Here is an 11,715-nt window from a genome sequence, read left to right on the forward strand (position 1 = left end):
ACGAGCACCTGTTCCCGGGTTAGCGAAAGGGCCCGATCCGCAGTGCGGATCGGGCCCTTTCAGAAGCCATCAACTCAGAGAGCGTTGATCTGCTTGGCGAGCCTCGACTTGCGGTTCGCAGCGTTGTTCTTGTGCAGAACACCCTTCGACACAGCCTTGTCGAGCTTGCGGGCGGCCACAGCATAAGCCTGCTGTGCCTCGTCCTTGTTGCCGGCAGCAATGCTCTCACGGACGTCGCGAATGAGACCGCGGACCTCGGTGCGCACCGACTTGTTGCGCAGACGAGCCTTCTCGTTGGTCTTGATCCGCTTCATCTGGGACTTGATATTAGCCAATTTCAACACTCTTTCGTGTTCGTACTACATGGTCGTGAGGGCACATCCGCACGAGCACGTCATCTCCGCGGGGAAACACCTCGATGACATCGTGTCGGACGGCGTCTTCACCCGACCTCGGCGAGACACACGCCTTGATGAAGACACAAGCACATATCCTACCAGGCGACCGCCCTCAGTCGAACTCGGCGGCGACGAGGCCGAAGACCTCACGCGACATCACCGCACCCTCCCGGCGGATGCCGTTCGGATCGAGGCGGATGATGCGGTCGAGGCGCACCTCCGAGGGCCGGCCCTGCGCGTCCCAGTCACCGCTGCCGATGTTCATCCACCGGGCACCTCCGTCCGAGCGCACCTCGCCGATCCCACCGGGGATGTGATCTTGGCTCGTGAGCATGAGGACGAGCACCCACTGCCCGTCCTTGCCGATGACGAGCGAGGGCCGATCCTTGCCCTGCGAATGGTCCTCCTCGAACGGCACCCAGCCCCACACGACCTCGCCGGGATCCGCGTCACCGTCGAGATCGGGGGAGTAGGAGACCGTGACCGGTCCCCGGTAGTCACCGGGGTAGCCTCCGGTGCGGGCGCTCGTGGTCCGGGCCCCTCCCGGCGCCGAGGCGGTTCCCCCACCCGGACGCGACTGACCCTGCGAGGACGGTCGGGGAGCGGGCCGACTACCGGACTGTCCGCCCTGTGACCGCTTGCTCTGCGACTCCTTGAGGTACTTCATGCCCTCGCGGACACCGATCTTCACGGCACGATTGACGATTGATCTCCAGCTCATGCCGTCCAGCCTAGTGGACGGCTCTGACAGTACTCTGTCGCCGAGCGCCGGCCCGGCTGCCGGGAGCACCGTGTCGCCGAGCGCCGGCCCGGCTCGTGACATCCCCTGTGCCCGGCTTCCGAGCATGCTGTGCCCGGCCCGGCATCGAAAGTCATCTGGGGGCGACGGGCGTCAGCTGTCCGCGCCTCACGCCCGGACGTCGTCGGTCCAGCGCAGGGTCGCCTCGACGGGGAAGTGATCGGACGGGTACGTGCCGTCGACATTGAAGGTGTCGATGCGGGTCGCCACGGTCTCGAGCCCCGGCGTCGTGAGGATCCAGTCGATGCGCGGCTCCCCGGCCTTGGGTCCTTTGTAGCGGTGAAACGTGCCGATGTCCTCCCCGGGCACCGCGGCGGCGGTGTCGGTGAGGCCGAGATCCGTGACGAAGTAGTCGTAGACTGGGGCTCCGGTGGCGACGTTGAAGTCACCGGTGATGACGCAGGGGACGGCCACCTCGGCGATGGTCTCCGCCATGATCTTCGCGGACTCGAGCCGTGCGCGTTCGGACTTGTGGTCGAGGTGGGTGTTGAGCAGCCGCAGCGCCCGGCCGGTCTCGAGGTCCTTGAAGTCGACCGTCGTCAGGGTGCGGGCGTGCGAGACGCCCCACGACTCCGAGGCGACGGTGTCCGGGGTCTCCGACAGCCAGCTGATGTCGACGGTCTCGACCTCGAAGCGGGAGGAGTCGCAGATGATCGCCGTGAACTCTCCGGCATTGCCGCCCGAATGCCCCTCGCCGAGCCAGATGTACTCATCGGGGAGGAGCTCGATGAGGGTCTCGAGCTGGTCGAGCTCGCCCTCCTGGGTGCCGATGAGATGCGGATGGGCGGCGCGGATGAGCTCGGCGGCGACCGGCAGACGTTCGGCGACGGGGTGTCCGTCCATCGCCGGGTAGCGGAGATTGAAGCTCATAACGGTGAAGTCGCTCATGAGACCATCATCGCGGACATCCCTCGCGAGCGGAGAGATCTCCGCCGTGTTTTCCCGCACCGAGTCCGGTGAACCGGCCCCACCGAGTCCAATGATCCGGGCTAACCGAGTCCGGAGTTCGGGGCACGAGGCCCCGCCCGCGCGGATTCCGGCCGGGGGACCAACTCGTGGAACAATGGAGGTTCGCACGAATTGAAGAAAGGGCGTTCATGTCACCTCAGGTGTCGCCACAAGCACTCCAGCGGATCACACCGTCCGCGACCTCACCCGAGTTGATCCGCAATTTCTGCATCATCGCCCACATCGACCACGGCAAGTCGACCCTGGCCGACCGGATGCTCCAGATCACCGGCGTCGTCCAGCCCCGCGACATGCGCGCGCAGTACCTCGACCGGATGGACATCGAACGCGAGCGCGGCATCACGATCAAATCGCAGGCCGTGCGCATGCCCTGGGAGACCGAGGGCACCCCGTACGCGCTCAACATGATCGACACCCCCGGCCACGTCGACTTCACCTACGAGGTCTCCCGGTCACTCGCCGCCTGTGAGGGTGCGCTCCTCCTCGTCGACTCAGCGCAGGGCATCGAAGCCCAGACGCTCGCGAACCTCTACCTCGCGATGGAGAACGACCTCACGATCATCCCCGTGCTCAACAAGATCGACCTGCCTGCCGCGCAGCCGGACAAGTACGCCGAGGAGCTGGCGAACCTCATCGGCAGCGACCCGGCCGACGTCCTCCGCGTCTCCGGCAAGACCGGTGAGGGCGTCGAGGGCGTCCTCGACCGGATCATCACCGACATTCCCGCCCCCGTCGGCGATGCCGATGCTCCGGCCCGGGCGATGATCTTCGACTCCGTCTACGACACCTACCGCGGTGTCGTCACCTATGTCCGCGTCGTCGACGGCTCGCTCTCCCCGCGGGAGAAGGTGACGATGATGTCGACGGGCACGACGCACGAACTCCTCGAGATCGGCGTGTCCTCCCCGGAGCCGATCGCGACGAAGGGACTCGGCGTCGGTGAGGTCGGCTACCTCATCACCGGCGTCAAGGACGTCCGCCAGTCCAAGGTCGGCGACACCGTGACCGCGACGAAGGCCCCCGCCGAGGCGCCCCTGGCCGGCTACTCCGAACCCAAGCCGATGGTGTTCTCCGGTCTCTTCCCGATCGACGGCTCCGACTACCCGGCGCTGCGCGATGCCCTCGACAAGCTCAAGCTCAACGACGCCGCACTCGTCTACGAGCCCGAGACCTCGACCGCACTCGGCTTCGGCTTCCGCTGCGGGTTCCTCGGTCTCCTCCACCTCGAGATCGTCCGGGAGCGCCTCGAGCGCGAATTCGACCTCGACCTCATCTCGACGGCCCCGAGCGTGATCTACAACGTCACCCTCGAGGACCGTTCGGAGGTCGTCGTGACGAACCCGAGCGAGTTCCCGACCGGCAAGATCCGCGAAGTCCGCGAACCCATGGTGCGCGCGACCATCCTCACGCCGAGTGACTACATCGGCGCGGTCATGGAGCTGTGCCAGGATCGTCGCGGCAAGCTCCAGGGCATGGACTACCTGTCCTCGGACCGGGTGGAGATCCGCTACCGGCTGCCGCTGGCGGAGATCGTCTTCGACTTCTTCGACCAGCTCAAGTCCCGGACGAAGGGGTACGCCTCCCTCGACTACGCCGACGACGGTGAGGACGCAGCGGATCTCGTCAAGGTCGACATCCTCCTCCACGGCGACCAGGTCGACGCGTTCTCCGCGATCGTCCACCGCGACAAGGCCTACGGGTACGGGGTGCTCATGGCCGGCAAGCTGCGCGGACTCATTCCCCGCCAGCAGTTCGAGGTGCCGATCCAGGCCGCCATCGGCTCGCGCATCATCGCTCGTGAGACCATCCGCGCGATCCGCAAGGACGTGCTCTCGAAGTGCTACGGCGGCGACATCAGCCGCAAGCGCAAGCTGCTCGAGAAGCAGAAGGAGGGCAAGAAGCGGATGAAGATGGTCGGCAGCGTCGAGGTCCCGCAGGAGGCCTTCATTGCCGCCCTGTCCTCGGACGAGCCCGACAAGAAGGACGCCAAGAAGTAAGTGCCGGCACAACCGCTCGGTGAGATCCCGCCGCTCGACGGGTCCCTTCCCGCTTCGGCGGGGACCGGGACCGACACGCGGCTGAGTCTCTACGTCCACGTCCCGTACTGCCGGGTCCGGTGCGGGTACTGCGACTTCAACACCTACACCGCCGATGAGCTCGGACCGGGCGCGAACCGCGAGGACTACCGCGCGATGATCGCCCGTGAGCTCGATCTCTCGACCCGGGTCCTCGCCGAGGCGGGGGCCGGTGATCGTGAGGTCGGGACGATCTTCTTCGGCGGGGGCACCCCGACGCTCCTGCCCGCCGAGGTGCTCGCCGGGGTGATGGACGACATCCGCGACCGCTACCGGTTGGCTCCCGACGTCGAGGTGACGACCGAGGCGAACCCCGACACGCTCGACCCGGGCTACATCGACACGCTCGCGGCCGCCGGCTTCACCCGGATGTCGGTGGGCATGCAGTCGGCGGTGCCGCACGTGCTCGCCACACTCGACCGAACGCATGATCCGAAGAAGATCCCCGAGGTCACCCGGTGGATCAAGGACGCGGACCTCGAACTCAGCCTCGACCTCATCTACGGCACTCCCGGCGAGTCGATCGACGACTGGAGAGCCTCCCTCGATGCCGCGCTCGAGGGCGACGTCGACCACATCTCCGCGTACTCGCTCATCGTCGAACCCGGCACGAAGATGGGGGCGATGGTCCGTCGCGGGCAGCTGCCGATGCCCGACGAGGACGATCTCGCCGACAAGTACGAGATCGCCGATGCCGCCATCGCCGCTGCCGGGCTGCGCTGGTACGAGGTGAGCAACTGGTCGACATCGGAGGCGACCCGCTGCGAACACAACATGGCGTATTGGCGCAATGCCGACTGGTGGGGTTTCGGGCCCGGGGCGCATTCGCACATCGGGGGAGTGCGGTTCTGGAATGCGAAGCACCCGCGTGCCTGGTCCGACCGGCTGCGCGCCGGTGACTCGCCGGCGATCGGCCGTGAAGTGCTCACGGCATCGACGCGGGAGATCGAGCGAATCATGCTCGCCGCCCGCATCGACTCCGAGCTGCCGCTCGACACGCTCGCCCCCGGCAGCGACGCCGCGATCAGGACCTTCGTCAAACAGGGACTCCTCGACGCCGAGGCGGTCGAGAGCGGTCGCTTCTCACCGACCCTGCAGGGCCGGCTCATGGCCGACTACATGGTCCGCGTCCTCACGGAGTACGTGGACTGAGGTCGGGAGGGCCGGCACACGACGCTGACTTCCTGCTACTCTGACTACAGATATGGTGGTTGGCCTCGCGGACGCTCTCCTTGCCGTGGGTCCGCACTCGGGGAATCTCGCCGGGGAGGTGGCCGATGCCCAGTTCCGATCCGTACGAAGAGCCGTCTGGCCTGCCCCCGTTCCCACAGAGTGCCGAGCGCGCCTCGGATTCCCGATCCGAAGTGCAGCCCACACGGTCACCGGCGCCGCGAGTGGAGATCTCACGGTCCGGCAAGGGGGAGAATGAGCATCGCGACGACCGGCATCGTCCTCCGTCACTCCCGCACCCCCATCCCGCTCGGTCGCAGCGCCAGTCTGTGGCACAGGAGATCGGTCGGGTGAGCGGCGACGTCAAGAACGTCGCGGTGCGTGCCACGAGCACCATGGGCCGGTCCGCGCTGTGGACGAAGGGACGCAGAGCTGCGGGACGTGCGTCGGCAACGGCTCTGTCCGGAAGCCGCGTCGCATGGGAGGCATCGACCGCAGCTGTCCGGCAGGGACGGGACGCCTACACGACAGCGTCCTCCCTTCATGCAGATCGCACCGGTCGCAAGCGCCGACCGTGGGAAGTGGTCGCTGCAGCGATCCTCGGGTTGATCGCGCCGCTGTTCATTGCGCTGGCAGTCATCGTCATGGCCGTCACCGGTGGGAGGACGCTGAGGGCGGCGGGTTTCGCGCTGCGGCAGCTGGGCGGCAGCACCGGAGCAGAGGCGGTCACCTCCGTCGGTGACGTGTCGACCGCCCTGGCCAATGCCCTTGTCGTGGTGGGCATCATCGTCGGGCTCATCGTCATCGTCGCCTTCGTCGTCTATGCCTGGCGACTTCTCGTGGGGCGCGGCCGCGCTCGGTGGATCGCCCTAGCCGCACTCATCGTGTCTCTGTTCGTCCTCACACCGCTCAGCCCGATCCTCGTCACGGGTTTTCAGCTGTTCGGTGCTGCCAGTCTCGTCTTCGCCTTCCTGCCGCGATCCTCGGCATGGTTTGCCCACCGCCGACGCGGCACGCGCTGGGCTGCGCGATGAACGACGACGGGCCGCCGTGCCTCAGCACGGCGGCCCGTCTCGGTTGACTGTCAGCGTCTGACTGTCAGTATCGGAGTCGGCCGGCTTGGGAGCCGATCACGCTCACTTGATGAAGTTGATCGTCAGCGGGAACTTGTAGCCCTCGCCCTTGTTCGCCGCCACGGCGGCGATGATGTAGAGGACCGCGTAGAACAGCGGAATGAGGAACGAGAGGTAGACGATGAAGAACCCGAATCCCAGCGTGACGAGAGCAAGGAGGAAGCCGAGGATGCCGAGGACGAACGATGCGGCAAAGGTCGCGATCATGTTCGTGATCCAGGCGTTCGTGCCCTGCCGAGCGTACTCACGGACGAAGGGCGACTCATCCTTCTTCACGAGGAACATGATGAGCGGAAGGAACCCGATGAAGAGGGCGCCGATGTTCGTCCACAGTGCTGTCGTCCGCTCGGACTCGTTGGCATTCCAGAAGCGCTCGGAGCCGGGTCCGTAGGCGGCCTCGGGGAGGTTGGCAGAATTGAACAGCGCAGGATTCGCCTGCTGGATCCCGTAGCCGGGCTGGCCGTACTGCTGCTGGGCACCGTAGCCCTGCCCGCCGTATCCCTGGTTGCCGTAGCCCTGCTGAGAGCCGTACTGCTGTGAACCGTACTGCTGCTGGCTGCCGTACTGCTGGCCGCCGTAGCTCTGCGGCTGACTGCCGTACTGATTCTGCTGGGACCCGTAGTTCTGCTGGGACCCGTAGTTCTGCTGCGAGCCGTACTGCTGCCCGCCGTTGTTCTGCTGCGAACCGTACTGGTTCTGCTGGCTGTAGGGCTGCTGGGGTCCCGAGGCCTGGGAGTAGTCGGGCGGCATCGGGCGGGACTGGTTCTGCTCGCCGTTGGGCGGCTGCGGGGAATTTGACATTTCGGGTCCTTTCGACGGGCTTCTGCCCCCTCACCCTAGTCGACCCGGCTTGCCCAGGCGTGGGAACGGCGTTCCAAATCCATCACAACTGCCCGCGCGAGCCCTGGCCGTAGTCTGACCGCGCACCGAGGCGGAACGGCTGTCGCGAGACTCCTCAACCCACGGGCAGCTCGGACCACGGGCGACGCGATCCACCGCCAACTCAGTCCACGAGCCCTCAGTCCACGGTGACGAAGTCGATGAGCTCCTCGACGCGGCCCGAAAGCGTCGGTTCGACGTCGGCGATCGTCGTCACCGACTTCAGTATCCGCACCCAGCCGGCGGCGACGTCCCTGTGGTCGGCGTGCGGCCAGCCGATGCGGCGCAGGATGCCGGTCTTCCAATCCTCGCCGCGCGGCACGGTCGGCCACGCGTCGATGCCGACGACCCGCGGCTTGACCGCCTGCCAGATATCGACGTAGGGGTGACCGATGATGTGGACGACCTCGGCGTAGCGGGGATCGGCGCGGACCGCCTCGGCGATCTTCGACTCCTTCGTGCCCGTGACGAGGTGGTCAGCGAGGATCCCGACCCGGTGCTGCCGGTCGGGACCGAAGGCTTCGAGCTTGTCGGCGACGTCGTCGAGTCCACCGAGCGGTTCGACGACGACGCCCTCGATGCGCAGGTCATCGCCCCAGATCTTCTCGACGAGTTCAGCGTCATGCTTGCCCTCGACCCAGATCCGCGACCCCCTGGCCACCCGCGCCTTCGCATCGACGACGGCCCGTGACCCCGAGGCGGTGCGACCCGGCGCCTGCGGCTTCCGCTTGGGCAGCCGCAGGTCGACGGGCTCGCCTTCGAAGAGGAAGCCCGGGCCTAGAGGGAACGCCCGGCGCCCGCCGCGACGGTCCTCGAGGGTGACGGCGACTCCGCCAGCCGTCTTCTCCGCCCCGATGACCGCGCCGACGAACCCGCTCATCGCGTCTTCGAGGACCATGCCGAGGCCGACCTCGACGGGGCGGGACTTCTTCGGGCGGTGCGAGGACGGCGAGGATCCCGAGAGCACATCGGAGCCGTAGCGATCAAAGGCATTCACGGTGCCCCAGCCTAGTGAATCGCCACCGGTGCGGCGGGGCTGACACGCAGGTCGGGTGCCGACCGACGCCGCGGAATCCGCGTGCCTCGGCGGGACGAGGGGGTGGACGTGAAATCACGGATCAAGAGGCGTAGAATTGGCACTCTGAGTATTCGAGTGCCAAATCCGGGGAGGAGACGAATGAACGACAGCAGGCGCGCGCAGGTGCTGCGGGCAATCGTCGAAGACTTCGTGGCCACGAACGAACCCGTCGGATCGAAGGCGATCGTCCAGCGCCACACCCTCGGCGTCTCACCGGCGACGATCCGCAACGACATGGCCCAGCTCGAGGCCGAGGGCTACATCGCCCAGCCCCACACCTCGGCCGGTCGCATTCCCACGGACCTCGGCTACCGCATGTTCGTCGACCGCATCGACGAGTTCAAGCCCCTCAGCCACGCCGAGCGCCGCGCGATCCTCCAGGTCGTCGACGGCGACGTCGACCTCGACGGCATGCTCGACCGCACGGTCCGTGTCCTCGCCGGACTCACCCATCAGGTCGCGCTCATCCAGTACCCGATGGTCTCGCAGGCGCGCATCAAGCACATCGAGGTCGTCGGGCTCGCCCCCGGCCGCATCCTCGTCGTCCTCATCACCGACGCCGGGCAGGTCGAGCAGAAGATCGTCACGAGCGCCGAGGCGGTCGACGACGCCGATCTGCAGCGGTTCCGCGAGCGGATCAACTCCGAATTCGCCGGGGCCAAGCTCTCCCGCGTCGACGTCCGCGGCCCCGACCGCGGCGCCGAGGTGGGCGCGACGGCTGCCGCGACCGGACCCGACGACGAGGCTGGCAGTCCCGTCCTCGACCGCATCCGCGAGGCCGTCATCGACCTCGTCGCGGCGACCCGGGAGGAGCGCATCATCATGGCCGGCACCGCGAACCTCGCGCGCTCCGGCTCCGAATTCGGCGAGCAGATGGCCCCGATCCTCGAGGCCTTCGAGGAGCAGGTCGTCCTGCTCCGGCTGCTCACCTCGATGGCCGAGGACCATGCGGAGATCAGCGTGCGCATCGGCCGTGAGAACACTCACGAGTCCTTCAGCTCGACATCCGTCGTCGCCGCCGAATATGGTCATCTGGCGGGATCCTCGGCCCGTCTGGCCGTCCTCGGTCCTACCCGCATGGACTATCCGACGACGATCTCGGCCGTGCGAGCCGTCGCCAAATACGTCTCCTCGGCCCTAGACCAGGGGTAGGCCCGCCGACAGTCCGGGCGCGCCCCATCCACCTCACACGCACACACCACCACCAGGGAAAGAGAAGTTTCTGTGGCCGACCACTACGAAGCACTCGGAGTGTCGAAGGACGCTTCGGCGGCTGAGATCAAGAAGTCCTATCTCAAGCTGGCCCGCAAATACCACCCCGACGTCAACCCCGGATACGACGAGGAGTTCAAGTCGATCTCCCTCGCCTACGAGGTCCTCTCCGATCCGGACAAGCGCCGCAACTACGACATGGGCGGCGGCGACAACGGGCAGGGCTTCCCGGCCGGCGGCTTCGGTGGTTTCGGCGACATCTTCGAGACGTTCTTCGGCGGCGGGGGAGGCTCGGCCGGAGGTCCGATTCCGCGCATGCAGCGCGGCAAGGACGCCCTCGTCGGCGTCAACATCGACCTGCAGACCGCGGCCTTCGGCGGCACCGTCGACCTCGACGTCACCACCGCCGTCGTCTGCGAGACCTGCCACGGCGCCGGCACCCAGGACGGCACCTCCGTCGAGACGTGTTCGCTGTGCCACGGCTCCGGCAGCATCCAGCGGATGACCCGGACCCTGCTGGGGCAGATGGTGACGAACCAGACGTGCAACCAGTGCCACGGCTACGGCACCGTCATCCCGCACCCCTGCCTCAACTGCCAGGGCGACGGCCGCGTGCGCAAGCAGCGGACGATGAAGATCCGCATCCCCGCCGGCGTCTCCGACGGCACCCGCATCCAGCTGTCGGCCCAGGGCGAGGTCGGCCCCGGCGGCGGTCCCGCCGGTGACCTCTTCGTCGAGGTCATGGTCGCCCGCCACGAGGTGTTCCGCCGCGACGGCGACAACCTCCGCGCCGCCGTGTCCGTGCCGATGACCGCCGCCGCACTCGGCGCCCGGATCCCGTTCGAGACCTTCGACGGCGTCCAGGATCTCGACATCGAACCCGGCACGCAGTCGGGCACCGTCGTCAAGCTCCCGGGCCTCGGCGCGACCCGCCTGCGCACCGAGACCCGCGGCGACCTCCTCATCACCGTCGACGTCGTCACCCCCGACAAGATCGACGATGAGCAGAAGGAGCTGCTCGCCCAGCTCGCGAAGCTGCGCGGCGAGGAGACCCCGCGGGCGCAGATCACGACGGAGTCCCGCGGCATGTTCTCCCGCATGCGTGAGAAGTTCGCCGGTCGGTGAGTCTCCCGGTCTTCCATTCGCCCCAGGCCGCCGAGGCGGTCGCCGGTCGCCTGCTCACCCTCGGTTTGGACGTGGCCGGGCACGCCGTGCGGGTCCGCCGCATCGGACCCGGCGAGGAGATCGACGTCGTCGACGGGAACGGGACCCGGGCCCGGGGCACCGTGGCGACCGCTTCGGCGACCGAGCTCACCCTCGACGTCACCGAGGTGACCGCCACCCCGGCGCCAACGCCCCGTCTCGTCCTCGTCCAGGCCCTCGCGAAGGGCGACCGTGACCTCCAGGCCATCGAAGCGGCCACGGAGATCGGGGTCGACGAGATCATCCCGTGGGCCGCCGACCGCTCGATCGCCGATTGGCCGGCGAAGAAGCAGACGAAGATGGCGGCGAAATGGGAGAACCTCCTCACGGCCGCCTCCCTGCAGTCGCGGCGCTCCCGCTTCCCCGTTCTGGCCGAGCTGGCCCGCGGTGCCGAACTCCTGGCCCGCCTCGGCGAAGGGACCGCACCGGACGGGGAACCGTCTGCCGATGCGATCTTCGTCCTCCACGAGACCGCGGAGCTCCGGCTCTCGGCGGCACTGGCGGGTCTCGATGCCGAGACGACGGCGCGGATCGTCCTCGTCGTCGGACCCGAAGGCGGGATCAGCGACCGGGAGCTCGACTCCCTGGCCGGGGTCGGGGCCACCCCCGTCCTCCTCGGCGACACCGTCCTGCGGTCCTCCTCGGCGGGACCGGCGGGACTCGTGCTCGCACAGAATTCCCTGGGCCGCTGGTGAGATACCGGACTACGATGGGAATGCACCCTGCTGCGCTCCGGATACGGAGCGCCCGATCAACGAAGGACAGTTCTGGACACCTCCACTGACGCCACGACCACCAC

Annotated in this window: 11 protein-coding genes; 6 read left to right on the forward strand and 5 right to left on the reverse strand. The window is 67.6% G+C overall.

From position 1 onward, the window contains the following. Positions 1-74 precede the first annotated feature (74 nt). From rpsT to FFS20_RS00125, 3 genes are all read right to left on the reverse strand, one after another. A complete protein-coding gene (rpsT, locus tag FFS20_RS00115; RefSeq protein ID WP_137823915.1) occupies positions 75-335 on the reverse strand; it encodes a 30S ribosomal protein S20 in 261 nt (86 codons plus the stop codon). Positions 336-510: 175 nt separating this feature from the next. Next, complete coding sequence (locus FFS20_RS00120) at positions 511-1,119, reverse strand: type II toxin-antitoxin system PemK/MazF family toxin (protein WP_137823916.1); 609 nt, start codon at positions 1,117-1,119, stop codon at positions 511-513. Positions 1,120-1,305: 186 nt separating this feature from the next. Beyond that, on the reverse strand, positions 1,306-2,085 hold the full coding sequence (locus tag FFS20_RS00125) for an endonuclease/exonuclease/phosphatase family protein (protein ID WP_137823917.1): 780 nt from the start codon (positions 2,083-2,085) through the stop codon (positions 1,306-1,308). A 209-nt stretch (positions 2,086-2,294) separates the two neighbouring features. On the opposite strand from FFS20_RS00125, the gene lepA reads away from it, so the two are divergent. From lepA to FFS20_RS00140, 3 genes are all read left to right on the forward strand, one after another. Beyond that, positions 2,295-4,163 carry a translation elongation factor 4 gene (gene lepA / locus FFS20_RS00130; RefSeq protein ID WP_232623613.1) on the forward strand — a complete coding sequence of 623 codons (1,869 nt, stop codon included), beginning with the start codon at positions 2,295-2,297 and terminating at the stop codon, positions 4,161-4,163. Then, positions 4,164-5,393 (forward strand): radical SAM family heme chaperone HemW, encoded by a 1,230-nt coding sequence (gene hemW / locus FFS20_RS00135; protein ID WP_137823919.1) that lies wholly within the window; start codon positions 4,164-4,166, stop codon positions 5,391-5,393. Between the two features lie 368 nt (positions 5,394-5,761). Beyond that, on the forward strand, positions 5,762-6,445 hold the full coding sequence (locus FFS20_RS00140; RefSeq protein WP_140954950.1) for a hypothetical protein: 684 nt from the start codon (positions 5,762-5,764) through the stop codon (positions 6,443-6,445). A 102-nt stretch (positions 6,446-6,547) separates the two neighbouring features. Here the strand turns inward: FFS20_RS00140 and FFS20_RS00145 are convergent, their stop codons facing one another. Both FFS20_RS00145 and FFS20_RS00150 read right to left on the reverse strand, forming a co-directional pair. After that, entirely contained in the window at positions 6,548-7,345 is a 798-nt protein-coding gene (locus FFS20_RS00145) for a DUF4870 domain-containing protein (RefSeq protein WP_137823921.1), read from the reverse strand. 217 nt (positions 7,346-7,562) lie between these two features. Beyond that, a complete protein-coding gene (locus FFS20_RS00150) occupies positions 7,563-8,420 on the reverse strand; it encodes a DUF3097 domain-containing protein (RefSeq protein ID WP_181365625.1) in 858 nt (285 codons plus the stop codon). 180 nt (positions 8,421-8,600) lie between these two features. Between FFS20_RS00150 and hrcA the strand changes: the two genes are divergently transcribed. The 3 genes from hrcA to FFS20_RS00165 all read left to right on the forward strand — a co-directional run bounded on the left by hrcA (position 8,601) and on the right by FFS20_RS00165 (position 11,611). Further along, entirely contained in the window at positions 8,601-9,653 is a 1,053-nt protein-coding gene (hrcA, locus tag FFS20_RS00155; protein ID WP_137823922.1) for a heat-inducible transcriptional repressor HrcA, read from the forward strand. Between the two features lie 72 nt (positions 9,654-9,725). After that, complete coding sequence (gene dnaJ / locus FFS20_RS00160; protein WP_137823923.1) at positions 9,726-10,838, forward strand: molecular chaperone DnaJ; 1,113 nt, start codon at positions 9,726-9,728, stop codon at positions 10,836-10,838. After that, entirely contained in the window at positions 10,835-11,611 is a 777-nt protein-coding gene (locus FFS20_RS00165; RefSeq protein ID WP_137823924.1) for a 16S rRNA (uracil(1498)-N(3))-methyltransferase, read from the forward strand. The genes dnaJ and FFS20_RS00165 overlap by 4 nt, the downstream gene beginning before the upstream one ends. Positions 11,612-11,715: the final 104 nt, after the last annotated feature.

This window comes from Brevibacterium sp. 2SA, assembly GCF_005502845.1.
In the GTDB taxonomy this organism is placed as follows: Bacteria; Actinomycetota; Actinomycetes; order Actinomycetales; family Brevibacteriaceae; genus Brevibacterium.

What these genes read in the sequence shown, in the direction of transcription:
- FFS20_RS00120 (WP_137823916.1), bottom strand. Translation starts at nt 1,119, where the DNA reads ATGAGCTGGAGATCAATCGTCAATCGTGCCGTGAAGATCGGTGTCCGC.
- FFS20_RS00125 (WP_137823917.1), bottom strand. Translation starts at nt 2,085, where the DNA reads ATGAGCGACTTCACCGTTATGAGCTTCAATCTCCGCTACCCGGCGATG.
- lepA (WP_232623613.1), top strand. Translation starts at nt 2,295, where the DNA reads ATGTCACCTCAGGTGTCGCCACAAGCACTCCAGCGGATCACACCGTCC.
- FFS20_RS00145 (WP_137823921.1), bottom strand. Translation starts at nt 7,345, where the DNA reads ATGTCAAATTCCCCGCAGCCGCCCAACGGCGAGCAGAACCAGTCCCGC.
- hrcA (WP_137823922.1), top strand. Translation starts at nt 8,601, where the DNA reads ATGAACGACAGCAGGCGCGCGCAGGTGCTGCGGGCAATCGTCGAAGAC.